The 24,303-nt window shown below is 36.9% G+C and carries 24 protein-coding genes; 5 read left to right on the top strand and 19 right to left on the bottom strand.

Annotated features, from left to right (window positions below):
- Positions 1-133: 133 nt before the first annotated feature.
- The 9 genes from AB3M96_RS13105 to AB3M96_RS13065 all read right to left on the bottom strand — a co-directional run bounded on the left by AB3M96_RS13105 (position 134) and on the right by AB3M96_RS13065 (position 9,549).
- Positions 134-1,411, bottom strand: coding sequence for an MFS transporter (locus tag AB3M96_RS13105; RefSeq protein WP_412968071.1), 1,278 nt, complete (start codon positions 1,409-1,411; stop codon positions 134-136).
- A gap of 100 nt (positions 1,412-1,511) precedes the next feature.
- Complete coding sequence (locus AB3M96_RS13100) at positions 1,512-1,817, bottom strand: thioredoxin family protein (RefSeq protein ID WP_412968070.1); 306 nt, start codon at positions 1,815-1,817, stop codon at positions 1,512-1,514.
- 118 nt (positions 1,818-1,935) lie between these two features.
- A complete protein-coding gene (locus AB3M96_RS13095) occupies positions 1,936-2,280 on the bottom strand; it encodes a toprim domain-containing protein (RefSeq protein WP_412968180.1) in 345 nt (114 codons plus the stop codon).
- 160 nt (positions 2,281-2,440) lie between these two features.
- On the bottom strand, positions 2,441-2,686 hold the full coding sequence (locus tag AB3M96_RS13090) for a YusG family protein (protein ID WP_412968069.1): 246 nt from the start codon (positions 2,684-2,686) through the stop codon (positions 2,441-2,443).
- A gap of 133 nt (positions 2,687-2,819) precedes the next feature.
- Positions 2,820-3,203, bottom strand: a complete 384-nt coding sequence (gene gcvH, locus AB3M96_RS13085) for a glycine cleavage system protein GcvH (RefSeq protein ID WP_412968068.1) — start codon at positions 3,201-3,203, stop codon at positions 2,820-2,822.
- An 89-nt stretch (positions 3,204-3,292) separates the two neighbouring features.
- On the bottom strand, positions 3,293-3,652 hold the full coding sequence (locus AB3M96_RS13080; RefSeq protein WP_412968067.1) for an arsenate reductase family protein: 360 nt from the start codon (positions 3,650-3,652) through the stop codon (positions 3,293-3,295).
- A gap of 247 nt (positions 3,653-3,899) precedes the next feature.
- On the bottom strand, positions 3,900-5,684 hold the full coding sequence (locus AB3M96_RS13075; RefSeq protein WP_412968066.1) for an acyl-CoA dehydrogenase FadE: 1,785 nt from the start codon (positions 5,682-5,684) through the stop codon (positions 3,900-3,902).
- Between the two features lie 76 nt (positions 5,685-5,760).
- On the bottom strand, positions 5,761-6,939 hold the full coding sequence (locus AB3M96_RS13070; protein WP_412968065.1) for an acetyl-CoA C-acetyltransferase: 1,179 nt from the start codon (positions 6,937-6,939) through the stop codon (positions 5,761-5,763).
- A gap of 225 nt (positions 6,940-7,164) precedes the next feature.
- A complete protein-coding gene (locus AB3M96_RS13065) occupies positions 7,165-9,549 on the bottom strand; it encodes a 3-hydroxyacyl-CoA dehydrogenase NAD-binding domain-containing protein (protein WP_412968064.1) in 2,385 nt (794 codons plus the stop codon).
- 253 nt (positions 9,550-9,802) lie between these two features.
- On the opposite strand from AB3M96_RS13065, the gene AB3M96_RS13060 reads away from it, so the two are divergent.
- The 3 genes from AB3M96_RS13060 (at position 9,803) to AB3M96_RS13050 (ending at position 10,976) form a co-directional block, all read left to right on the top strand.
- Positions 9,803-9,952: a YuzL family protein gene (locus AB3M96_RS13060; RefSeq protein WP_412968063.1), complete on the top strand. Its 150-nt coding sequence runs from the start codon at positions 9,803-9,805 to the stop codon at positions 9,950-9,952.
- A 346-nt stretch (positions 9,953-10,298) separates the two neighbouring features.
- Positions 10,299-10,616 carry a hypothetical protein gene (locus tag AB3M96_RS13055; RefSeq protein ID WP_412968062.1) on the top strand — a complete coding sequence of 106 codons (318 nt, stop codon included), beginning with the start codon at positions 10,299-10,301 and terminating at the stop codon, positions 10,614-10,616.
- A 15-nt stretch (positions 10,617-10,631) separates the two neighbouring features.
- Positions 10,632-10,976, top strand: a complete 345-nt coding sequence (locus AB3M96_RS13050) for a spore coat protein (protein ID WP_412968061.1) — start codon at positions 10,632-10,634, stop codon at positions 10,974-10,976.
- A gap of 133 nt (positions 10,977-11,109) precedes the next feature.
- Here AB3M96_RS13050 and AB3M96_RS13045 read toward each other — a convergent pair whose 3' ends face one another.
- The 5 genes from AB3M96_RS13045 to AB3M96_RS13025 form a co-directional block, all read right to left on the bottom strand.
- Positions 11,110-11,364, bottom strand: coding sequence for a YusU family protein (locus tag AB3M96_RS13045; protein WP_412968060.1), 255 nt, complete (start codon positions 11,362-11,364; stop codon positions 11,110-11,112).
- Between the two features lie 9 nt (positions 11,365-11,373).
- Positions 11,374-12,108, bottom strand: a complete 735-nt coding sequence (locus AB3M96_RS13040; protein WP_412968059.1) for an IucA/IucC family C-terminal-domain containing protein — start codon at positions 12,106-12,108, stop codon at positions 11,374-11,376.
- A 38-nt stretch (positions 12,109-12,146) separates the two neighbouring features.
- On the bottom strand, positions 12,147-12,959 hold the full coding sequence (locus AB3M96_RS13035; RefSeq protein WP_412968058.1) for an ABC transporter ATP-binding protein: 813 nt from the start codon (positions 12,957-12,959) through the stop codon (positions 12,147-12,149).
- An 89-nt stretch (positions 12,960-13,048) separates the two neighbouring features.
- Positions 13,049-14,107 (bottom strand): FecCD family ABC transporter permease, encoded by a 1,059-nt coding sequence (locus AB3M96_RS13030; protein WP_412968057.1) that lies wholly within the window; start codon positions 14,105-14,107, stop codon positions 13,049-13,051.
- Positions 14,104-15,108, bottom strand: a complete 1,005-nt coding sequence (locus AB3M96_RS13025; protein ID WP_412968056.1) for a FecCD family ABC transporter permease — start codon at positions 15,106-15,108, stop codon at positions 14,104-14,106. The genes AB3M96_RS13030 and AB3M96_RS13025 overlap by 4 nt, the downstream gene beginning before the upstream one ends.
- Before the next feature lie 673 nt (positions 15,109-15,781).
- Between AB3M96_RS13025 and AB3M96_RS13020 the strand changes: the two genes are divergently transcribed.
- Complete coding sequence (locus tag AB3M96_RS13020) at positions 15,782-16,765, top strand: ABC transporter substrate-binding protein (RefSeq protein WP_412968055.1); 984 nt, start codon at positions 15,782-15,784, stop codon at positions 16,763-16,765.
- Between the two features lie 51 nt (positions 16,766-16,816).
- On the opposite strand, the gene AB3M96_RS13015 is transcribed toward AB3M96_RS13020, so the two are convergent.
- The 5 genes from AB3M96_RS13015 to AB3M96_RS12995 all read right to left on the bottom strand — a co-directional run bounded on the left by AB3M96_RS13015 (position 16,817) and on the right by AB3M96_RS12995 (position 22,504).
- Positions 16,817-17,770: a Gfo/Idh/MocA family protein gene (locus AB3M96_RS13015; protein WP_412968054.1), complete on the bottom strand. Its 954-nt coding sequence runs from the start codon at positions 17,768-17,770 to the stop codon at positions 16,817-16,819.
- Between the two features lie 190 nt (positions 17,771-17,960).
- Complete coding sequence (locus tag AB3M96_RS13010) at positions 17,961-18,725, bottom strand: (S)-benzoin forming benzil reductase (protein WP_412968053.1); 765 nt, start codon at positions 18,723-18,725, stop codon at positions 17,961-17,963.
- A 103-nt stretch (positions 18,726-18,828) separates the two neighbouring features.
- Positions 18,829-19,911: a Ger(x)C family spore germination protein gene (locus tag AB3M96_RS13005; protein WP_412968052.1), complete on the bottom strand. Its 1,083-nt coding sequence runs from the start codon at positions 19,909-19,911 to the stop codon at positions 18,829-18,831.
- Positions 19,908-20,996, bottom strand: coding sequence for a GerAB/ArcD/ProY family transporter (locus AB3M96_RS13000; protein WP_412968051.1), 1,089 nt, complete (start codon positions 20,994-20,996; stop codon positions 19,908-19,910). Before AB3M96_RS13000 ends, AB3M96_RS13005 begins: the two co-directional genes overlap by 4 nt.
- Before the next feature lie 23 nt (positions 20,997-21,019).
- Entirely contained in the window at positions 21,020-22,504 is a 1,485-nt protein-coding gene (locus AB3M96_RS12995) for a spore germination protein (RefSeq protein WP_412968050.1), read from the bottom strand.
- Between the two features lie 340 nt (positions 22,505-22,844).
- Here AB3M96_RS12995 and AB3M96_RS12990 point away from each other — a divergent pair, with 340 nt between their 5' ends.
- Entirely contained in the window at positions 22,845-24,218 is a 1,374-nt protein-coding gene (locus AB3M96_RS12990) for a S8 family peptidase (protein ID WP_412968049.1), read from the top strand.
- The last annotated feature ends 85 nt before the right edge of the window (positions 24,219-24,303 follow it).

The raw sequence follows: 24,303 nt of genomic DNA, 5'->3' as shown, positions 1-24,303 counted from the left end.
CGCGCGGAAAACCAATTAGAAAACTTAGCCTACTGCATATATAGGTTATGAGAATGAGAGTATTATTCGTCAAACAAAAAGGAACAAACTAGTACCACTAACCAGCACCAGTTTGTTCCTATCTCCAAATAAATTATGAAATCTTCGCCATTGTTTTCTTATTAACTTGATCTATCGGGTTTCGACTAAATACGAGTAAAAAGTATAGTGAGCCAAATAGATACAATATAGCTGTAATTGTAAATACATAAGCATAACCCCAATATGAACCATATAACATCACGATAGATGTCGATACAGGTCCCATAAACGCCCATCCAAGAGAAAATACCATTTGGTTGACCGAGTTTGCTAGACCTTTCATCGAATCATTAACTCTTCCCATAACTAAAGATGCTTGTATTGGATTTCCAGCATTCATCAATGCTTGCCTGAATAAGAAACCTATTGCTGCGATATAAATGTTTTCTGTATAACCAGTTAATAGTAAAAACGGAAGTGAAGAGAGTTGAAGATATACAACAGCACGAACTTCGCCGACTCTTTTAACAATAGCTGGACCAATAATCATCGCAATTGCAGTTGCGGCTTGCCCTAAGGATAAAATGATACCAATAATTGAGTTGCTTGCCAGGAAACGATCGGCGAAATACAAATTCAGATAAGGAATTACTAAGCCTGAACCAAAACCTATAATCATTTGAGCAAATGCAAACATGGCAATGATTTTAATTTGTGATGAATTTGCACGTAGTTTTTGACCCAACGTTTGCACCTTTTTTACAATAGGTTTTTCTCTAGTTACTTCACTCATTTTAAAGATTGGCAGAACTCCTGCTACATAAATAATAACGGCCAACAGTAAAGTAAGCCTAATACTCCATAACCCACTTAAATTAAACACATATAGAAACGTATCAGTAAGGACTCCACCTGAGATATTCCCTATTACTTGGGCAACCATCATAATTGCAGAATGAAAACTAAAAAGATGTACCCTTTGAGCAGCAGTAGAGTTTTCTGCAAGCCATGGTATTCCTGAAACCTGAATAAACGCAGTAGATAGTCCTGTTAAGAAAGCAGTTGCAATTAACAATTGCTCTATTTCTAATATACTTCGAGTAAGTAGAGCGAAAGACGATATAGCAACACCTAAGATCATAATTTTCTTTCTACCTAATTTATCACTCATAATACCCGCTGGTACAAGAATGATCGCTGAGGCTAAGGCTGTCATTGCAATAATGGTGCCATTTGTTTGCTCTGAATATCCTAATTCTCTTACATAAAAGTTATAAATTATTGTAAAGATTCCCATTCCAATTTGCGTTAGAACTGTTGCTATAATGAATAATTTAATATTCTTGTTATACGATTTGTATTGTTTCTTCCAATCGTTAAATAAGTTCATATACGTGTGTACACCTCGAATGATATTTCGACTCCCTAAATATCATACAACTTTTCGGAAAAAATGCAATATAAAAACATCGTCAATCCTTTGACGATGTTTATTGATTTGATAATAAATCAAGTAAATATGGTACAGAATGAAACGCATAAATTTTTTTGTCTATCTGAACTTTTTCAAATATTAGTAAACATGGCACACTCTCAATTTCCCATTCAATTGCTTTCTTTGGTAAATAGTTTAAGTCACTTTTTCCAATTGCAAGGGTTGGTACCAATTCCGTTGTTACTTGTAACATTTTTGAGGCTACCTGACATGTCCCGCACATTGGTGTATAGAGATATAAGCAAAATTTATCATTTTCCGCAATAGCACTTTCTATTTCCTTTTCAATTAAATCCTTCATTGTACAATACAACCTTTACTAAATTATCATTTCTAGTATTGTAACATCAACCCTTCAAGTCATAAAGAAACACGCACTAAAAAACATATATTTTTTGTGAGTGGTGTATGGATTATTTCTAGAGTAAAAACTCTGCATGTACATCAATATTTGCTGCTAACAGGACTGTTGCAATATGTTGTTCTGGAGCAGTAGCTACTTCTCGATACGTTTTATCAATAAACAAGTGCCTTGCTTCTGGAAATTCCCGTTTAAATTGTTTCCGAAGCTTTTCTCCTGCATTATCCGCATCGACAAGGATGTAAACATCTTTGTTGAAAAGGTGCTCAATCAATTCATCTAATTTTGAAATGCTAATTGTACCGTTCGTACAGATTATTTCAATAGGTTCATTTATAACCGTCTCAACCTTCTTTTTATCAGATTTCCCCTCTACAATAAGAACCTTCTCTATATCATCCAAAGCCACAATTCATCACCTAGTTTCAAGTGTGGAATTTCTAATGTATACAATGTATATTCTATGTCTACTGCTGCTTTTCCTTCATTTTATCAATCACCGTTGTTTTTGGTGATACAATAAATAGTCGATGTGAAAAAAAGGCAGTGGGATTTCCACTACCTTAACACCAGCCGTTTTCATCATCACAATCTACATATTTTTGATCAGGGCTAGTTGTTACATCAGCATAAGTGAAAATTTTATTTTCCTCTTGCTCATAACCCTGTTTCAACTCATACTGAGCTCCACTATTTGTAAAGGATATCTTACCAATAGGTTCTTGTTCAACAAACAAGTCCATTTCGTTATTCCCTAATTTGCCTACTACTCTGTCTGTGATGTCGATTCTTGATTGTTTCAATACCATTCTAAACATCCTTCCTTCGGTATTTAGTAATAGGTTAACCAGAATGGCTGAATCTTATCAAAGGCCAGTTTGCCGTAGGTCAACAAAAAAGAACCTACTAAAGGAAATACCCCTTAATAGGTTCTTGTTATTATTAGTCTTCATTTACCATTTCTTCATATTGTTCAGCAGTCATGAGGTTTTCTACATCGCTTGCATTTGCTGGCTCAACAACAATCATCCAAGCCTTTTCATATGGAGATTCATTTACGTACTCTGGATTGTCATCCAAATCTTCGTTTACGGCTACTACTTTTCCACTGATTGGTGCATAAAGTTCGGAAACAGTTTTTACAGATTCAACACTACCAAATGGCTCATCTGCTTGAATTTCATCTCCAACCTCTGGTAATTCAACGAATACGATATCGCCTAATTCAGATTGCGCGAAGTCAGTAATCCCAATGCGAACATTGTCTCCTTCTACTTTTACCCATTCATGTTCTTCAGTATAGCGTAACTCTTTAGGTAAATTCATTCGTATAACCTCCACAAAATAGTATTTTATTGGTTCATTTTCATGTTTTAAAAAATGATATGTAAAAGACTGATAGTCTTCCATCCGGATTAGTTGGTCCAGGTCTCTTCGAATTGCTTTTCATTAAAACCAACCGTAACCTTCGTACCATCGGTTACAAGTGGGCGTTTAATTAACATACCATCAGAAGCCAGAAGCGAAAGTAATTCATCTTCAGTTGCACTGTTTATTTTGTCTTTCACACCTAATTCGCGATATTTTTGGCCACTGGTGTTAAAGAACTTTTTTAATTCCAATCCACTACTCTTATACATTTCTTCTAACTGTTCTTTAGATGGTGGATTTTCAACGATATGTATATCTTCGAATGTAAGTTGATGTTCTTCCAACCACTTCTTAGCTTTTCGACATGTTCCACACTTTGGATACCAGTAAAACATCAATGCCATCATTATCACCACCTATACTAAAAAAGCATGCTATTCCAGATAACTACAGAAATAGATATTTCCCCTTACTTCACCTGATATTCTACCATACCACGATTTGAAAGAAAACTTTTAGAATCCTTTGTTACAATTCGACTTTTTTCTTTCGTTTCCTGCTAGATTTTTTTAAAAAATAAACGAGTAGTTTGTGAACCTATGTCAAAAGAAAAAGCCCCTTACAGTAGGAGCTTTTCCTGTATTTTGCTAATTAAACAGTATACTTTTCTGCATCTATAAGTGTTGCAGCGATTTCACGTTTCTTAGCAATTACATTTATTGGAGTGTGGCGAGTTAATTTACGTAGTGCTGAAGTCATCATACGTAAAGTATCTCCTTCCTCAACTGCAACAAGTGTTTCTTTTGCATGTGCTTCGATTTCATTGAATGCTTCTTGAACAAATACTTGTGTGTAAAGAACTTTTTGTTTGTTCTTTTCTTCACCAGATTTGTTGATCGCCTTTTCTGCACGTAGAACTGCAGATTCCATAGCATAGATATTTGCTGCAATGTCAGCGATATTCGCAAGTATTTCTTGTTCTTTTTCTAATTTAGGGCCGAATTTTTGTGCTGCTAAACCAGCAATCATTAATCCAACCTTCTTAGCATTACGAACTAGATATTTCTCTTGCTCAAGTACGCCATCGCCAACTTCTTCCGGCATAAGCATCATTAATTCTTCTTGAAGTTGTGCTGCTTTTTGAAGTAAAGGAAGCTCACCTTTTAATGCTTTACGAAGGAATGTTCCAGGCACTAATAAACGGTTAATTTCGTTTGTTCCTTCAAAAATACGGTTAATACGTGAATCACGGTATGCTCTTTCGATATCATATTCTTGCATGAAGCCATATCCACCGTGAATTTGTACACCTTCATCTACAACATAATCTAGCACTTCAGTATTGAAGAATTTGTTGATAGAACATTCAATTGCATATTCAGCAATTAATTTAGCTACTTCTTTACCGTTATTTACTTCTTCTTCAGATAATTGACCCATACGGTCTTCAAAATATCCTACAGTACGATACACACTTGATTCAGCAGCATAAATTTTAGTAGCCATGTTAGCTAGTTTTTCTTGAATAAGTGAGAATTTAGAAATAGGTTGTTTAAATTGTTGACGTTGGTTTGCATATTTTACAGCTAATTCAAATGCGCTCTTAGAACCACCAACAACACCTACTCCAAGCTTATAACGACCGATATTTAAGATGTTAAATGCAATTACATGCCCTCTACCAACTTCACCAAGTAGGTTTTCTTTAGGTACAACTGCATCTTCTAAAATTAAAGTACGAGTTGAAGAGCCTTTAATACCCATTTTCTTCTCTTCTGCACCAGTAGAAACACCTGGATAACTGCGCTCAACGATAAATGCTGAGAAATGTTCACCATCAATTTTTGCGTATACTACAAATACATCAGCAAAACCGGCATTTGTAATCCACTGTTTTTCACCATTTAATACATAGTGAGTTCCTTCTGCATTAAGTTTAGCAGTTGTCTTTGCACCAAGTGCATCAGATCCTGAACCTGGCTCAGTTAATGCATAAGCAGCTAATAATTCACCAGAAGCAAGGCCTGGTAAATATTTTTGCTTTTGCTCTTCATTTCCGAATAATACGATAGGTAATGAACCAATACCAACGTGCGCACCATGTGAAAGTGAGAAACCACCGGCTTTTGCCATTTTTTCAGTAATTAATGCTGAACTTACTTTATCTAAACCTAAACCGCCGTACTCTTCAGGAACATCAGCACCTAATAAGCCTAGTTCACCGGCTTCTTTTAAAAGCTTAACTGTGCGGTCAAATTCATGGTTTTCAATATGCTCAATTTGAGGTAAAACTTCATTTTCAATGAAATCCTCTGTTGTTTTTGCAATCATTTTATGCTCATCTGTGTAATCCTCTGGTGTAAAAATACGATCCGCTTCAATATCTTCGATTAAGAAGCCTCCACCTAATACTACCTTTTCAGTTGCATTTGACATTTTGTTTCCTCCCTAAAAGTATATTTACACAAAGGCCAATCCAAATGGATTAGCCATGTTTAGTTAATGTTAAAGATTAAGCTAATAATTCAAATACTCCAGCAGCACCCATGCCGCCACCGATACACATTGTTACAACACCAAATTGAACTTCGCGGCGTTTCATCTCGTGCATTAATGTTAGTGTTAATTTTGCTCCAGAGCATCCCAGTGGATGTCCTAGTGCAATTGCTCCACCATTTACGTTAACCTTTTCTTCATCAAGTCCTAATTCACGAATAACTTGAATAGATTGAGACGCAAATGCTTCGTTAAGTTCGAATAAGCCAATATCTGATAGCTCTAGTCCAGCTAGTTTAAGAGCTTTAGGGATTGCCGCAACTGGGCCAATTCCCATTACTTCTGGTGGTACTCCCGCAACTGCAAAAGATCTGAATTTAACAAAAGGAGTTAACCCTAAGCTAACAGCTTTTTCACGATCCATTACCATTACTGCTGCTGCCCCATCACTTGTTTGTGACGAGTTACCTGCTGTTACAGAACCAGTTACAGAAAATGCTGGTCTAAGCTTTGCTAGTACTTCAGAACTTGTTCCTTCACGGACACCTTCGTCTTGTGAAAATTGCACCTTTTTCTCAACCAATTTATTATTAGCCCCAACAGAACGCAGTGTCACGTCAACTGGAACGATTTCATCTACGAATCTACCAGCTTTTATTGCAGCAGCAGCACGTTGATGACTTCTTACCGCAAAAGCATCTTGCTCCTCACGACTAACACCGTATTTTACAGCTACTTGCTCTGCAGTATGACCCATTCCCATGTAATATTCAGGTGCAGTTTCTGCAAGCGTAACGTTTGGTCGTACAACATGACCCATCATTGGAACCATACTCATTGATTCTGCTCCACCTGCAATAGCTGTATCAGAATGACCAAGCATAATCTTTTCAGCTGCGTAAGCGATAGATTGTAGACCAGACGAGCAATAACGGTTGATAGTGATTGCTGGTACTGTATGTGGAAGGCCAGCAAGTGCGCCTATATTACGTGCCATATTTAATCCTTGCTCAGCTTCTGGCATTGCACACCCAATTATTAGATCATCGATATTACCTTCATAGTTACCTGCACGCTTTAATGTTTCCTTAACAACTAGTGCTCCTAAATCATCAGGACGCACATTTGCCAGGGTACCTTTTTTGGCTTTTCCAACCGGGGTTCTTGCACCCGCTACTATGACTGCTTCTCTCACAAAATTCCCCCCATTTCAATTTTCGAGGAGACGCTGTTTCAATCTCCTCATCTATTAAGTTTAACGTCCTAGTTGTCTAGTACCGGCTCGCAGCGCCTAGCGAGACTTCCCTCACCCTCCGTACGATAAGTCAACATCGACTCATTTCATTCGTCGTGTTTCCTTTATCTCCTACAGGTTCAGTCCAGTCCGTACGTCGCTAAACGCTCGCCTACACTTTTCTAGTTAGTTACGTAATGGTTTTCCTTTTACTAGCATGTGCTGCATTCTTTGCTGTGTTTTTGGTTCTCCAACAAGGCTTAGGAATGCTTCACGCTCTAAATCAAGTAAGTATTGTTCGTCAACTTCAGTTCCATAAGGTACATTTCCACCAGCAATAACCCATGCAAGCTTCTTAGCAATCTTTAAATCATGCTCAGAAATATAACCTGAGTACTTCATTGCTTGTGCTCCTAATAATAAAGTTGCATAACCTGTTTCCCCAACAACAGGTACCTTTTTACGGGCTGGAGCTTTATAGCCTTGTGCAGATAAAGCAAGAACTGATTGCTTTGCATCATAAATTAGGTGATCACCATTGAAACTTACACCGTCATCTTTTGATAAGAAGTTATTTGTACGTGCTTCTTCAGCTGAAGTAGAAACCTTCGCCATTGCAATTGTTTCAAATACCTTATTTGCTACATTTTGAAGATTTACCTCAACACCGTTTGGTAATCCTTGGAGATGATTGATATAAAGTTCTTTATTACCTCCACCACCAGGAATTACACCAACACCAACTTCTACTAGACCCATGTATGTTTCGCTAGAAGCCTGCACCCTTGCAGCAGGTAAACAGATTTCTGCTCCTCCTCCAAGTGTCATACCGAATGGTGCTGCAACAACAGGTTTTTCACTGTACTTAACATTCATCATTGCCTGTTGGAATTGGCGAACTACTAAATCGATATCATAGAAGTTGTCATCCTGTGCTTCCATTAAAATCATTGCAAGGTTTGCACCAACACAGAAGTTCTTTGCTTGGTTCCCTATAACTAAACCTTTGTAGTTGCGAGATACTTCTTCTATGGAGTAGTTAATCATTTGGATAATATCAAAACCAATTGCATTGTTTGGTGAAGTGAATTCTAATAGTGCGACATCGTCACCTAAATCTATTAAACTTGCACCACTGTTTTTCTTAATTACACCATTTGTTTCTTTTAAACTCTTAATATGAATATTTTTAGGATTCACAGATAGTGGTTTGTATTCACCGTTATGGTAGTAAGAGACAGAAGCGTTTTCTTTCTTATAGAAAGAAGTATGTCCGTTCGCAAGCATCTCTTTAATCCAATTAGGTACAACAGCTCCCTCTGCTTCCATCTTCTTCACAGAGTTTTCAAGACCAATCGCATCCCAAGTTTCGAAAGGACCTAATTGCCATCCGAAGCCCCATTTCATCGCTTCATCAATAGCCACAATGTCATCTGCAATTTCGCCTAGTAAATCTGCTGAGTATATAAGAGCTGGGCTTGTAATATTCCATAACAGCTGTCCTGCTCGATCATTTGCATATAAAAGCGTTTTAAGTTTATTTGGTAATCCTTTAACCTGTTTTAAGCTTTCAGTTGTAGCAGTTTTAAGTTTTTTACGTTCTTGGTATTCTAGCGTTTCTGGGTTTAATTCCAGGATTTCTTTTCCTTTTTTAAGGAAGAAACCTTGACCAGATTTGCTGCCTAACCAGCCTTTTTCTTGCATTGTTCTCATGAATGTTGGAACATTAAATACTTCTTTTTCTTCGCCTTCAACTTGTTCAAATACGTTATTAGCTACATGGATAAAAGTATCAAGACCAACAACATCTAATGTACGGAAAGTTGCGCTCTTTGGACGACCAATCATTGGACCTGTTACAGAGTCAACCTCACCAACGCTGTATCCTCCTTTAAGCATTTCACGTACAGTTACAAGTAATCCATATGTTCCAATGCGATTCGCAATGAAGTTTGGAGTATCTTTTGCCTCAACGACGCCCTTACCCAGTACATCTTCACCAAATACTTTAATAAATGAGAGCACTTCTGGGCTTGTGTGTTTCGTTGGTATCACTTCTAATAGTTTTAGATAACGAGGTGGATTAAAGAAGTGAGTACCTAAGAAATGCTTTTGGAAATCCTCAGAACGTCCTTCTGCCATTGCTTCTACTGAAATACCAGATGTATTCGAACTTACAATGCTTCCTGGCTTTCTTACTTCATCAATTTGGCTGAATACTTTTTTCTTAATTTCAAGATTTTCAACTACTACTTCAATAATCCAATCAACATCAGAAAGCTTTGACATATCATCTTCAAAATTCCCTGCGGTAATAAGTGAAATATTTTCTTTTGATGTTAGTGGAGCCGGCTTTTGTTTTAATAATTTTTGAAGGGCAGTGTTACTTAGACGATTACGAACTTGCTTATCCTCTAATGTAAACCCTTTCTTTTTTTCGTCTTCTGTTAGTTCACGCGGAACAATATCTAACAGTAAAGTAGGTATTCCAATGTTTGCTAAGTGTGCAGCAATACCTGATCCCATTACCCCTGAACCAAGGACAGCCGCTTTTTTAATGCTTTGGATCATTCACAGTTCCCCCTTTGACCTTTTGAATGAATACTCATTCATTTTCATGCCAAAAAAAATTTCCAATAAGAATGAGTTGTTCCTTATATCTAAATATAAAGCAATATTTAAATTTTCGCAATATATTAGAAGAACAATTTTCCTTTTTCTTTACAGTTCGAATGGAAAGCTTTTTTTCAGGTGACTCTATATGTGTAGTTTGCTGTATTGGGCGTTATTGCCCGTTTATCGTAGTAAAACGGAGGTGATTATAATGGCAAAGGTGGATAAAAACCCTTCAAAAAGAGGCGTTAGTGCTGCCAGTGTAAAGGGGAATGCTGGTCCTGATACAAGAGCAAGAAGTGGCAAAACAACATCGACTAACCAGCAATATGGATCAGAAAACACTGGTGGAGAAGGATAAGGCTATTTAATAGTTGTTCATAAGGAATGGCCTTCAATTTAATTGAGGGCCAATTATATTGTTGGGTTGTGGACCTATCCACTTAATCAAGCATATTATTCTCGTTGGATGACCTTAGACCATCCTTTTAACCTTAGTTGGGCACTCATTGCCTATATGAGTTACCTCGACCCATCTTTTTCACTTTAGTTGGGCACTCATTGCCTGTCAAAAAGAAAAAACGCACCTTAATATATTGATTTATTTGCATACTAAAATTGTTTTATGGAAGGATAATACCTGTACAGAAATAGGCTACTTAGCTCTTCATGCAGTAGCCAACTCATAATGTGATAGGAGGATTAATATGCAGCAGCAACAATCACAACAGCAACCGATGTACACACCTAAGGGTCCTCAAATGTCTGAGACACCCGCGGTTATTACATCAAAAGATTTATTATATTTGACAGATATGATGTCTTGGAATTTAATGGCGCTTAAGAAAGCACATTTTTATGCTGGTCAATGTCATATAGACGAAATTTCTCAGGCACTCGAGAAAGCATGCCAGATGCATGAACGTCACTATAACCAAATTCTACAACACATGCAAAAACATACAGGGCAAGCGCCTCAACCCCCTAGTCAAAACCAAAATCAACAAGGACAACAAATGCAATAGAAAGGAGCATTGTAAATGAACCAACAACAGAACCAAAACCAAGTAAAGAATCCCAAAACAACTGTACCTAAAACTCCTGAAATGAATGATCGTGATTTCGTAAACGATATGTTGGCTACTGAAAAATATATGACTGCGGCTTACAGTACTGCTCTGAACGAGATGAGTCATGATGGGTTATATCAAGATATTCGGGCAATTTTTAATGAAACTCAGGACTGTCAAAGAGAATTATATAATTTAATGTTTAAAAATGGCTGGTATAAGCTTGAAGAAGAAGATACGAAAAAGGTACAGCAAAAGCTTCAGCAGTTTTATAACTACACAACAACACAGTTTCCAAACCATAACCTACAATAGACTAGCTACATAATTAGAAAACTCCGCTATTGTCGAGACTATAGGCAAAAGAGCAGTAGTTGAAGTAACGCATATAAGTAAGTTTATTTACACCATATAAAAAAAGAGATGAAACACCAATGGTGTCTCATCTCTACTTATTTTTCGCACGATGCTCTTCATTTAGTTTTTTGATTTCCGCAATAATCTCTTTAATATTTTCTTTTGCATCGGGATATGTATCGTTCCAGTGCTTTGCTAGTGGCGGCATTGATTTCGAAATATGCATATAGATTGACCAGGCTTTCACTTTTTCTTTTAGCTCAGGGGTGCTTTCTCCTAACAATAATTCAGTATACTTTTCTAGTAATCCATCTAATTGTTCAACTATTTGTTTATCCACTCTCATTCTCCTAACTTATTTCACACAGCCAAGGGGACATGTTTTGCAACGGTCACCTGAATTACTGGTTTTATAGTAAAGACAGCAGGTTTTACGCATTCGTATTTCTTGATCATATTCCGGTCGATATACTTTTTGTCCATAGAAGCGAGTTAAAGGGTTAAAATTCAGAGGACCAAATAATTCCCCATCTGCTTTACTCACAATATACTCATAATCATCCTGAATACGTGCTTTTTTCTCCTCAAATTTTGGATTAGATAGTAAAGATTCATATAACCAAAAGATATAAATTGCAATATTTTCCCATAAAACCTTCTTTGATAGTTTTGATTGCTCAGCAAATTTTATGAGTACCTCATGAATATGCTCGTGAAAAATAGCCCTTATCGTCTCATCTCGCCATTTTTTACGAGAAGTTTGTGGTGCCGGTATAGTATCTAATGTTTGAAGATAAAACTTGGGATTCCAGTACCAAATTTCCTGTTCATTTTCATTCGTTTCTAATGATACATTTGCTAGACTGGAATCCAACCGTTTATTTAAGATTGTCATGGCATATAGGTTAAGGACAGCAAAAAAACCGTACCTTTTCATAAACATGGAAGCAGCTACTCGCTTATCAGGAGCAGCTATCTTCTTTTGAATATTCGTAACATACCTGCTTAAATTAACTTCATCTAATAAATCGCTAACGGGTATCGAGAGATCAGACTCAAATTGTCTATCTATATATCTAAATTCTTTCAATTGCTCTATCTCATTTATCTGGAGGGGTACTAACATCTTTATATCCCTACCTTTTTTTGCAAGATACAACGGCCTTTGCCATGTGGAATACATAATGGTGTTCCAAAAAGAGGATCAATCGTAACCTCACAATTCATATCGAAAACATCTTTTACAAGACTACAATTAACAACATATTCTGGTTTACCTTGAGCATAGATTTGTTTGTCTTTTATGGCAACAATATGGTGAGCATATCGACATGCTAGATTCAAATCATGCAACACCATAATAATTGTTCGCTGTTCTGTTTCGTTTAGCTCAAAAAGAAGATCTAAAATTTCGATTTGATGTGTCATATCAAGATAGGTTGTAGGCTCATCAAGTAAGATAATATCGGTTTCTTGCGCAAGTGTCATGGCAATCCATGCACGCTGACGTTGTCCCCCAGACAATGAATCAACCGCTCGTTCTGCAAACTCAGTCATACCTGTTGCTTCTAATGCGTGATTTACTGCCTTTTCATCTTCTTCCGTCCATTGTTTGAGCCAGTTCTGGTATGGATAACGACCTTGCTTAACTAGTTGAAGTACTGTCAATCCTTCAGGGGCTGTTGGTCCTTGTGGGAGAATTGCCAGCTTGCGGGCGACCTCCTTAGTTGGTAACTTCGCAATCGCATTTCCTTCTAATAGTACAGCTCCTGATTTAGGCTTTAATAATCTCGCTAATGAACGGAGCAGTGTTGATTTTCCACAACCATTACCACCTATTAATACGGTAATTTCACCTTTAGGTATCTCTAGTTTGAGATTATCTATGATAATGGACTCACCATATGAAAGTGTGAGTGCATCTGTCTCTAACGCATTCATTGTAATGCCCCCTTACAAAGTTATATGTACCATCTAGATGCATTTTCTAGTTGTAAATGGTACTTACTTGCACCCTTGCTGTACATTTATTAGCTATTTCTACTTTTGTATAATAAATAGATAAAATACGGTGCACCAATTGCAGCCGTAAATACACCTGCCGGGACCTCTATTGGTGAAAATAGTGTTCTACCAATTAAATCGGCAACCATAACCAACAACCCACCAATTAGAGCAGCTGTAGGTAGTAATGCCCCAAACGCTGAACCAACTAATCGTCTCGCCATATGAGGAGCCATTAATCCAACAAATCCAATTCCACCGGCGAATGCAACTGCACTACCCGTTAGAGCAGTACTCGCTAGTAGCAGTAAAAATCGTTGCCTTTGCACTGCACTACCAACACCTGTTGCCAGTTCTTCCCCTAGTTCCTGAACATTTAAGTTACGCGCCAGGATAAAAGCTAGTAGTAGAAGTACTATAACCACTGGACTTAAGATTTGAACATTTCCCCAAGTAGACCCGTTTACAGATCCTGTTATCCAAATATTTGCCTGGCTCGCTTGATAAATAGGTCCCATGACCATGAAGGTTGTTGTTAGGGCTTGTGCGAGGGCAGACACCCCAATCCCTATTAACACAAGGCGTATAGGTGAAACTCCGTTTTTCCAAGACAGCACATATACTACAATTGCAACAACAGTTGCCCCTATAAATGCTGCAACAGGAAGCCATTTTATACTAACCGTTAAGGCATTACTTGAATTACTAAATATTGTAAGGAACGCAACAACTGCAACCGATGCCCCTCCTGTCAACCCAATAATATCAGGGGAGGCCAGTGGATTTCGGATAATTCCTTGTAAAATACTACCGGCAGCTGCTAATGCCATTCCCACTAAAAAAGCAATTAATATCCTTGGCAAACGAAATTGGGTAACAACCAGTTGTTCCATTTTTGTTCCATACCCAAAAAGTGATTTAATAACAGAGAGTGGACCAATTTTCATATCTCCCATCCCTGTACTTATTAAAAATAAGCCAATTACTAATAGCAAAAGGGTAGTAAATGTTAGTAAGGCTCTTTTATCAATTAGATAAGAAATACTACCTTTTTTTCCTAATCTGAATGTTTTATATTTACTCATGATTTACGAAACCCCCTTCTTGCTACATATATGAAGAAAGGTGTTCCAATTAGTGCTGTCATAACACCTACTGGTACTTCCTCAGGCATTACCACATATCTAGCAGAGATGTCAGCTAATAAAAGTAAAACTCCACCTAGTATCCCGCTATATGGAATTATCCAACGATGGTCATTCCCGACAAGGGAACGAGTGATATGAGGAATAACAATCCCAATAAAACCTATCGGCCCAGCAATCGCAACCGAACCTCCCGCTAAAAGAATAATGACTATTGCTGTTAGTAGTTTAACAGTGCCAGTGCGTTGTCCTAATCCCTTAGCTACATCTTCACCCATTGTTAAAATGTTTATTTTATTTGCTAACAGCAGTGAAAACACCCAGGCTATTCCCAGGTAGGGAATGACGCTTTGCAGTACATCTAGCTTCCTGCCTTGAATGGAACCAGCTAGCCAAAATAGCACTTGATCCAAAGCCATTTCATCAATTACGAGCAAACCTTGTGTGAAGGAAGAAAACATGGCAGCCATAGCAGAACCTGCTAATGTAAGCTTCATTGGTGTTAAACCCTCACGACCTAAGGAGCCAATAAAATAAACGGTGAATGCTGCAACTGCTGCACCTAAAAATGCAATCCATGTAAAGGCTTGTAAGGAAGAAACAGAAAACACTGATACAGCGACTACTATAAAAAATCCTGCACCTGCATTAACACCAAAGATACCCGGTGATGCCAGAGGATTTTTTGTTAATGCTTGCATTAATGTTCCTGCTATTCCTAAACTGGCACCTACAGCTGCTGCAATCAAAGCTCTTGGAAGACGAATTGATTGTATAATAATATGTTCGTTTGAACCATTATAAGCGGTAAAAGTATAGTAAGCTTCTCTCCAGGACGTATCTGTATAACCATATACGATACTTGCACACATACAAATAATTAACACTACTAATCCTAGTATTAAACCTAATAATCTAGATTGATTTGTTTTGAAAACCATTATTTTATAAGTCCCCTTAATAGTGAAACTTTGATAAGTGGAGGTTTTGCACACGCAAAGCCTGTAGATTCTTCTAAGGGTTAAAGCCATAAGAAAACCTTACCTTACCAATCGAGGTGCTAGCATCCGAAATCTCTTACCTAAACAGATTGAAAATCATACGGACGGTTGCACCTGAAACGATGAATACCTTTATAATTACATGTATGACAAGAGTAAAACATGTTTATCTTAGTAATAGAATCTTTGATTACGTAACATTGTTAGCTTTCCACAATTTATTAAGAAAACTCGAATTAGATAAATGTGAACTGCTTTTGCGGTAAATCTGTTAACTACAAAGGAAAAAGCGTTACATATCAATCCTTTAATTCTAGTCTATTTGATAGGAGAATTACTGTCAATGACTATGAAAATCATTATCAATTTAACTTTATTCAGAAATTCCATAAATAGTAATAGTGTGATGAAAAAGAATAATTAATTCTTCGGTGGGCAAAATCCAATCGAATAAAGTTAAAGCCTCTAGCGGATGGCTGTTTGTTAACGTACAATCTCAAAAAAATCTCGGGAGCAAAGACTCCAATGTGAAATTGATTATTGACAGAAATCTTTGTGCACTTTATCATCTAATTGTAAATGAAAATCATTATCAATACATAGGAGGTACAAAATGATCAAAAAGAAAACTCTTTTTACAATGTTATTAGTAGTAGTCTTCTCTCTTGTTCTAGCAGCTTGTGGAGCTGCCGATAATACAGATAAGGACAAAGATGATGTTGTAGAAGAAACCACTGATGGCAATACATATACGATTGAACATGCGATGGGTTCTACACCAATTGAGAAAACTCCTGAAAAAATTGTTATCTTAACCAACGAAGGAACTGAAGCCCTTTTAGCAATGGGGGTAAAGCCTGTTGGGGCAGTTCGTTCATGGATAGGTGATCCTTGGTATGAACATATTGAAGAACAAATGGATGGTGTTGAGGTTGTCGGTGAAGAAAGCAATGTTAATATAGAAGCTATCGCTGCCCTTGAGCCAGATTTAATTATCGGTAACAAAATGCGTCAAGAAAATATTTATGAGCAGTTAAAGGCAATTGCTCCTACTGTCTTTGCGGAAGATTTACGCGGGGACTGGAAGAAAAACTTTACTCTGTATTCAAAGGCAATTAATAAAGAAGAAGAAGGAAAAAAGATTCTTGCAGAGTTTGATGAACGTATCGACACCTTGAAAGGAAAAATTGATACCGCTACTGAGGTATCTGTCGTTCGCTTTATGGAGGGTAGAACACGTATCTATTATACGGACTCATTTTCTGGTGTAATATTTGACCAACTTGGGTTAAAGCGCCCTGCACAACAGGTAGAATTATTCGCTGAAAATCCTGATGATCAATTCGCAAGAGAAGTTGACCAGGAGAAGATACCTCTAATGGATGGAGACGTTATTTTCTACTTCACTTATGAAACTGGTAATGGCGAAGCGACTGCAGTTGAAACTGAATGGACAGAGCATGAGCTTTGGCAGAGACTTGAAGCAGTTAAGGCAGGTAATGTACACCAAGTAAGTGATCCTATTTGGAATACTGCTGGTGGAGTGCTGGCTGCAAATCTAATGCTTGATGATATTGAAGAGTTACTTGCTAAGTAAGATATTGAAAACGGCAATCCTTTCTGGATTGCCGTTTGTTAGTTCACGAGCTTATTCGTTATTTCTCAATTTTTCAAGTATAACTTGTGCATCATAACCAGCTTTGAAATCATAAAGTTTATGATCTTTACCAGAAAGTGCGTTAACCAGGTTCGTAATAAGAGTAGAAGTTTCATCAACCTCATTTTCAATTGGTTTAATCTCTTCTCCGAGTTTCCCGCCCTCTAGCATAGACCAGTTCAATAAGGAGAGAGTGCCTTCCGTTCCATACGCTGTATACGCTATTTTTTCCTCGCCAGCAATCTGACTAATTCCGTTAATAATTAATGGAGTTCCATCTGCTAATTCTAGTGAAGCAAACACACCCGTTTCACACTTACTAGAGTCTGTTGGTAATTCAAGTTGAGTAAAGTGATGCGTAATTGCACCAAAAATACGTTGTGTTAACTGTATAAAGTGAACGCCTACCTCTAACACGAAGCCACCTTGCTCACGACCTGCAACCCATTCATTCTTCTGCCAGAAACGAGGCCATTGTGGGAAATTCATCGTAAGCTCTACTCTACGAACTTTTCCTATGTATCCTTCTTTTACTAATTTATCGAACTGATTAGCTGAAGCACTATAATTTAATGGGAAGTTCATCGCATGAATAATTCCTGCTTCCTCTGCCTTGACTAGCATGTCCTTTGCTTCTACAACAGAATTTGCTAGTGGCTTTTCACACAATACATGGATGCCCTTTTCAATTACATCTACAGTAATTTTATGATGATACTTGGGTGGGACAGCGACATACACAAGATCAAGTGTCTCACTGTTTAACATGTCCATATGACTCTCATACCAATTGATTCCACCTAGCTTCTCAGCCATGGAACTTGCTCGATTACGATCAGTATCAACAACTGCAACAACAGTTGTCTGTTCATTTGCCATAAATCCCTGAATCAATCTCTCCCCTATAGCACCTAAACCTACAACCCCAACCTTCACATTCTTCATCTAAACCTCTCCTCACTTGCACATTCCACTCTATTATAATCATCTCTAACCAACTCGTCCAACCTGGTGGTGCCAGGCACCACAGAAAGACATTTGTCTTTCACACGTGGACGTTTTTAGATTAACGAAATAATTTATCATACAAAACAACCTCCTTTTCTAGTTATTGTACTAGTTAAGGAGGCCGATTTTAAATGAAAGATTTGATATCGTATACCTGTCCATTTATAATTTGTTGGTTAAAGATCAGGTCGAGGATGACGCTACTGATGAAGTCAGGTGATCTGAGCGTGCCTTTTTCATTGAATTCAATAAAGCGCTCTACATCTGTAAAATCCTCTTTTTTAGCTGTTCTTATTACACCTTGCATATCAGTATCCATAACACCAGGTGAAAATGATATGATTTCCACTGGATGTTCAGCTGCTTCCTGTTCAAGTCCAACTGTTTTTGTAAACATATCTATCCCAGCCTTTGAACTTGAGTAAGCAGCCCAGCCGTGTCTTGGTTTGTTTGCTGCGCCAGACGAAATGTTTACAATCACTTTTTTGGTTGCAAACTCTGATGTATGTCGAATAAAATACGTACTTATAATCATAGGTGCTAATAAATTCACATGAACACTTTCTGTTAATTCTCTTGTGTTCGCTTTTCCAATTGGTTTAATCGGCTCAATTACACCAGCATTGTTAATCAGAAATATTCCCTCTGCATTTGAAAAATCAATTGAAGAAAAGATTCGTTCCATTACTTTTTCTATCTCTTCATTTTTTTGAAGGTCACACGAAAAATAATATAAATTAATTCCTCTTTGACTCGCTATATCTTTCAGTTCATTATTTTGCTTCCTTGAAATACAAAATAACGTGTTATTTTTGTCCAATAACTGCTTAACAATGGATTCTCCTAATCCCCTTGATGTTCCAGTAATAATAAAATACTTCAAAAATGCCACCTCTATTAGACTTTTCTTATACTACTTATTTCCCTTAGGTAATTTTACTATTTACTACGTATAAATTACCATCCATAGTTACTCATGGTTCAAAGGTCCTGTCTTATTCAATTATACCAGTCTCCGTTAACACAACTTTCGCATGTACTTTCATATCAATTTTAGGATAGTCCCCTTCCCATTTTACATTATCAAAGTCACGATTTGAATTTCTAGCCATGTAACCAATTCCAACTGGGTCAATCCCTCTATCCTGAAAGTCCTTCAACATTTTCTCCGATTTTGTAACAATCTCTTTCTCTAACTCTTTGATAATTTCATCAATTATAGCAGGGTTCGTTCTTCTTCCAGTAAACTCACTTAAAATTCCTTCAAACTGAATATATATATTTACCTCTGGCGTCGCTCCAACTTTCTCAACTCGAACATCTCTTTTCGTCAGAATTCGTTTCACTGATGCATATTCACCTGTTGCTTTTAAATTGAGCGTATAGGAGCCTGCTCCATAATTTTCAACCATTGCCTTAAAAAAAAACATATCTGGTTCATCAATTTGGTAAACAAGCCTTCCATCTTGAAACATCCCTAAACCGGTAATTTCCATTTTATCTTTTAGTAATTTCATTAATGGAAGATACGGATCCATTCCTGTTGCGTGATGTCTAAAAAGAAATGTATGTAAGTCTGATCTTGGAACATCACGACGTTCCGTATTATGTTCCATTATAGTTGCTAAATATTCACCTGTTCCTCTGTTTCCAAGCGTTGTATTTAGGACTTCTTGTGTCTCTCCTTCCACTATTGCAAGATACATATTTGAGCCTACGCTTGCATCCCGTTGAAGCGCATCTACAAACTTTAATATCCCTTTTCTAGCAAGCTTATCTTGGTATAAAACTACTCTAATTCCACCTGTTGCAAGTGGGTCTGCAGACTTCTTTTGTAAAACATTAATAATTTCCTTTGCTAATACTGATTCATCAGTAAACGTAGCATTATCAATACTCTTATCCGCATTAAATACTGGAATAACAGCAGTACCTTTGATTTTTTCCCCTTTTGCATCATCAAATCCAACGGCTGTTACTACATTTATATCATCAATAATTTCTTTTTCAACCCTGCCATATATTAATGTTATTGCTACTACAATAACTGTACTAATTCCATATATATACTTTTTCATTTTTTGCCCCTCAGTTTTCGAATGATAAAGTTTAGTACAAAAAGTATTGGAATATAACAAAATACAAAATAAAATCCAAAGGTTGCCATATAATCATTGAGCATATTTATTTGAAATCTTGTTTTAAACATCCCTACTGCCACAAGTACGATAGCCATAATAACTATCAATGAATGTTTCTGTTTTACTGCGAACATTCGCTTGATACCTCTACTTGATGCCCATAATGTTAAACAAATATTAGGTAGGACTACAAGAAACCATGAAGTAATTCCGATATATTCAAAACGTTCGACGAAGGGTAATATTACAATTTTAAACATGGATAAAGTAGCCCAAATTTGTTTATCCAATTGTGCTTCACTATAAAACATAAATGCTGTTAGAGCTACTCCTAAATATAGAATAGTTGTTGCTAAAGCACCTAAATGAGCCCACTTCTGTGACTTTTTTGCATCTTTTATAAAAGGATAGTAGAAAAGAATGACCTCAAAACCTATTATGCTTAAACTCATGTCTTTTGTTGCCTTTGCTATATCCATGAAGCTATGAGACATAATCGGTAACAAATTTCTCACATGAGCATAGCCAAGAGGAAAAATCATGACTAAAAGAATATAAAACGGGAGTACCACACTAAAAAAGCTGATACCAGTTACAGTACGAAATCCACCACTAATGATGTAATATACAAGCACAAGTGTAAAAAATCCAAAAACCCATTTGTTAAAGTCAGCAAACATCCATACTTCCACTACCTCAATGTACGAACGTAATACAGTTACAGACATGGCCATTAAATAAAGAATAAATAACAGACTTATAAAGCCGCCAATCCACTTTCCAAAGATCTCTTTATGGACATGTACAATATCCCCTTTCGAGTTGTCTAAAATCCGATAAATCATCCAAATGATTATATGGACGCATATACCCACTATGATAATAGAGATCCAACTGTCAAAACCTGCAGATTTTGCAATGATTCGTTGAAATCCTAACATCCCTATTCCGATTTGCATAGAGTGGATTAGGAAAAACACCAGAAAAGGGGATACTAAAAATTGTTCCTTAATCCTATCCATAGCTGCAACTCCTTATTTTCTGGCTACTCATCAATATCTTTCTTTGCTTTTGCGTCCTTCTTATTGAAACGGCTAGTATCCTGTGTTCTCAGAAATACCGGTCGCTTTGATAGTTCTGAAAATGGCAATCTAATAAACGCATCCTTTAAATCCCGTAAACGTGGTGGGTAAACGGGTTCAAGGAATGGTCTGCCCAATGACGTTAACTGTATAAGATGAGTTAGTAAAAAACAGAAACACAATACGATACCAAGTAACCCCCAAATTTCAGCAAATAGTAGGAAGGGAAATCTCACTAATCGAATCGTATTACCCATTGCATATACCGGTGTTGTAAACGAAGCTAGTGCAGAAAGTGCAACAATAATAAGCAAAACATTACTGGTAAGTCCTGCCTCAACCGAAGCAGTTCCAATTACAATACCGCCCACGATACCAATTGTCTGACCGACTTTGGTTGGTAGTCTTGCTCCGGCTTCCCTTAGTAACTCTATTGTCAATTCTAAGAAAAGCGCCTCTAATATAGGGGGAAGTGGTACTTCCCTTCTTGAAGTGATAAGTGTTGCCAGCAAATCTCTCGGAATTAATTCATGATGAAAGGAGAGAACTGCTACATATATTGGGGTTATTAAAATTGAAAAAACAACTGACCCCACTCGCAATAGACGAATAAAGGAAGAAATATACCAATTCATGAAATAATCTTCAAACGATGAGAAAAACTCAACAAGAGTTGTCGGTGTAATAAGTGCCTGAGGCGAACCGTCTGATAATATAACTACCTTTCCTTCGACAAGTACAGATGCAACTCTGTCAGGGCGTTCCGTTTGGAGCATTTGAGGAAAGGGTGAATTTCGATTGTCATCAATTATCTGTTCAATAAACGAACTATCACTAACTTGGTCAAATTCAATATCATTTAATCGCTGAAGGACAGTTTGGACATTTACCTTGTCAACAATGTCACTTATATATAGGACAGCTACTTTTGTTTTAGTTACTTTACCAATAGTGAGCATCTTCACTCTAAGTTCAGGTACTGGCAGCCGTTTTCGAATGAGATTTAAATTTACATCTATTGATTCAATAAATGCTTCTTTTGGTCCCACTACACTAAATTCAACTTCTGGTATCGGTATTGACCTTTTATCGAACTTTGGAGCATCTATTAATGCACAATAACCATCATATTTATGAAACTGTACCATTATTGACCCTTGTAAAAGCTTATTTTCAATATCATCTTTATTATTTGTTATAACAAGGTTCTCTATGGGTATTATTGACTTAAGTTCCTTAATTGTTGGTATTTTTGCGTATAGCAAGTAAGGAAGAATATTCTGATGAATTACCTTGGTATCAACTATATTTTTTTGATAGCAAAGCCAAAAAGGTCGTATAGCTTGATTATTTAATTGGCAAACAAAATCCTCAGATTTTCGAAAGGTCTGATATACCTCTTCTGTTAGCTTTGGTTTTTTATTCTCATTTTTGAACCAATTAGGCATATGAATCCCCTTTTTTACATTAAGAGTTTAACTTCGGATTAAACAATTTTGCTTTTATTCCGCTTCTAATAGCCACTATCTTTTCTAAAACAGGAAGTTATCTACATGAATATCCCTTTTGTTAGTTATTCTTGAAAATCATGGTATTTATGCATTTAATTTCTGATTTTGGAACAAGCACTATACTAAATTCACATGGGATATAGGGCACTATCTACGTTTAAAGAAAAATTAGCTTATGGAGAAATTATTGGTACACCAAAGTTCAACAATATTGGCATGAAACAATCCTAATGGCTAGATACTAGTAAGAAATAGAGTAAATATCGAGGTGAAATATATGCGAAATAGAAAGTTTATAGCTTTTGCGGCATTAGTAATTGCAATTGGTCTTTCAATATTTGTTTCTTTTTCCTTAATCGATAAAGGAGAGAAACAAGCCCCTGGAACTTCTTCGGTTAATCCTGGACCTTTAGGCATTGGTAAAGATCAACCGGACAGTTCTCCACATATAATGAATGTGGACTCGATACAACTATACAACAAGGTTCAAAAACAGTTAGATGTTGATAGTGAAATTGACATAATTAACCATAACGGAGAGGAGAAAAGTCATTATCACCATCACCAGGTTATTGTTGATTTTAAAAGTAAGTTACAAGAGCATGAAATTAAAAAGATTGAGAAGGACATAAGAGGGAAACTTTTAAAGTCACTCGATTCTTCGTACATTTTCCAATCAGATACATTAAAAACCACAGATTTAATTAAATACTTTGATCATATGGAAAATGTAGAATTTGCCGAGCCAAATTATCTTTTGATGCAAAATCAACATGCTCCTAACGACCTTCTCTATAATGACTACCAATGGAATCTCCGCATGATTGATACTGAAAATGGCTGGGATTTGACCCAAGGAGCAGAAGATGTTGAGATTGCCATAATCGATACAGGGGTAGACCTTGACCACCCTGATTTATCAAACAGAATTGTAAAAGGCTATAACGTGTTGAAAGACAATAATATACCTGATGATGACAATGGGCATGGAACACATGTAGCTGGGATTATTGCCTCGCAAACGAATAATTATGAAGGAATTGCTGGTATTACATGGTTTAATCCAATCATGCCAGTCAAGGTGATGGGGTCTGATGGGTATGGTTCAACCTTTGATATAGCAAGAGGTATTATTTGGGCAACAGACAATGGTGCTGACGTGATTAATCTAAGTCTTGGGAATTATGAAGGCTCAAAGCTACTTAAACGAGCGGTATCGTATGCATATCAGCATGATGTGGTAATGGTTGCTGCTTCAGGAAACGATAATTCAAGACAACCAAGTTACCCCGCAGCATACCCTGAAGTTCTTAGTGTAGCAGCCGTTGACTTAAATGGAGATCGGGCAGATTTTTCAAATTATGGGGATTACATTGATGTTTCAGCTCCTGGTGTTACGATTCCAAGCACGTATATTGATGAACAATATGCTGCCCTTTCTGGAACATCAATGGCAGCACCACATGTTGCTGCATTAGCCGCGTTAATTCGTTCCGTAAATCCGGATCTTTCCAACAAAGATATAATGAATATCATCAAAACAACAAGTCTAGATCTCGGAAATGTTGGGAGAGATATATATTTTGGTGAAGGACTAATTGATATGGTTGGTGCACTTGAGCAAGCAACAAATAAAAATAAACGCGAGTAACTAAGGGTGGGACTTCTTCCACCTTTTTTCATTCATATTCTTTAGAGCATTGGTAAAAATAAGGTTGGAATTCCAAATTTGCTAG

This window comes from Ferdinandcohnia jepli (genome assembly GCF_047246645.1).
GTDB lineage: Bacteria > Bacillota > Bacilli > Bacillales > Bacillaceae_L > Ferdinandcohnia.
This window is presented reverse-complemented; position numbering and strand designations above follow the sequence as displayed.

Bases quoted from the DNA above. Each gene is read 5' to 3' on its own strand.
- AB3M96_RS13105 (WP_412968071.1), bottom strand. From the start codon at position 1,411: ATGAACTTATTTAACGATTGGAAGAAACAATACAAATCGTATAACAAG.
- AB3M96_RS13100 (WP_412968070.1), bottom strand. From the start codon at position 1,817: ATGAAGGATTTAATTGAAAAGGAAATAGAAAGTGCTATTGCGGAAAAT.
- AB3M96_RS13090 (WP_412968069.1), bottom strand. From the start codon at position 2,686: ATGGTATTGAAACAATCAAGAATCGACATCACAGACAGAGTAGTAGGC.
- gcvH (WP_412968068.1), bottom strand. From the start codon at position 3,203: ATGAATTTACCTAAAGAGTTACGCTATACTGAAGAACATGAATGGGTA.
- AB3M96_RS13080 (WP_412968067.1), bottom strand. From the start codon at position 3,652: ATGGCATTGATGTTTTACTGGTATCCAAAGTGTGGAACATGTCGAAAA.
- AB3M96_RS13075 (WP_412968066.1), bottom strand. From the start codon at position 5,684: ATGTCAAATGCAACTGAAAAGGTAGTATTAGGTGGAGGCTTCTTAATC.
- AB3M96_RS13065 (WP_412968064.1), bottom strand. From the start codon at position 9,549: ATGATCCAAAGCATTAAAAAAGCGGCTGTCCTTGGTTCAGGGGTAATG.
- AB3M96_RS13060 (WP_412968063.1), top strand. From the start codon at position 9,803: ATGGCAAAGGTGGATAAAAACCCTTCAAAAAGAGGCGTTAGTGCTGCC.
- AB3M96_RS13055 (WP_412968062.1), top strand. From the start codon at position 10,299: ATGCAGCAGCAACAATCACAACAGCAACCGATGTACACACCTAAGGGT.
- AB3M96_RS13050 (WP_412968061.1), top strand. From the start codon at position 10,632: ATGAACCAACAACAGAACCAAAACCAAGTAAAGAATCCCAAAACAACT.
- AB3M96_RS13045 (WP_412968060.1), bottom strand. From the start codon at position 11,364: ATGAGAGTGGATAAACAAATAGTTGAACAATTAGATGGATTACTAGAA.
- AB3M96_RS13035 (WP_412968058.1), bottom strand. From the start codon at position 12,959: ATGAATGCGTTAGAGACAGATGCACTCACACTTTCATATGGTGAGTCC.
- AB3M96_RS13030 (WP_412968057.1), bottom strand. From the start codon at position 14,107: ATGAGTAAATATAAAACATTCAGATTAGGAAAAAAAGGTAGTATTTCT.
- AB3M96_RS13025 (WP_412968056.1), bottom strand. From the start codon at position 15,108: ATGGTTTTCAAAACAAATCAATCTAGATTATTAGGTTTAATACTAGGA.
- AB3M96_RS13020 (WP_412968055.1), top strand. From the start codon at position 15,782: ATGATCAAAAAGAAAACTCTTTTTACAATGTTATTAGTAGTAGTCTTC.
- AB3M96_RS13015 (WP_412968054.1), bottom strand. From the start codon at position 17,770: ATGAAGAATGTGAAGGTTGGGGTTGTAGGTTTAGGTGCTATAGGGGAG.
- AB3M96_RS13005 (WP_412968052.1), bottom strand. From the start codon at position 19,911: ATGAAAAAGTATATATATGGAATTAGTACAGTTATTGTAGTAGCAATA.
- AB3M96_RS13000 (WP_412968051.1), bottom strand. From the start codon at position 20,996: ATGGATAGGATTAAGGAACAATTTTTAGTATCCCCTTTTCTGGTGTTT.
- AB3M96_RS12995 (WP_412968050.1), bottom strand. From the start codon at position 22,504: ATGCCTAATTGGTTCAAAAATGAGAATAAAAAACCAAAGCTAACAGAA.
- AB3M96_RS12990 (WP_412968049.1), top strand. From the start codon at position 22,845: ATGCGAAATAGAAAGTTTATAGCTTTTGCGGCATTAGTAATTGCAATT.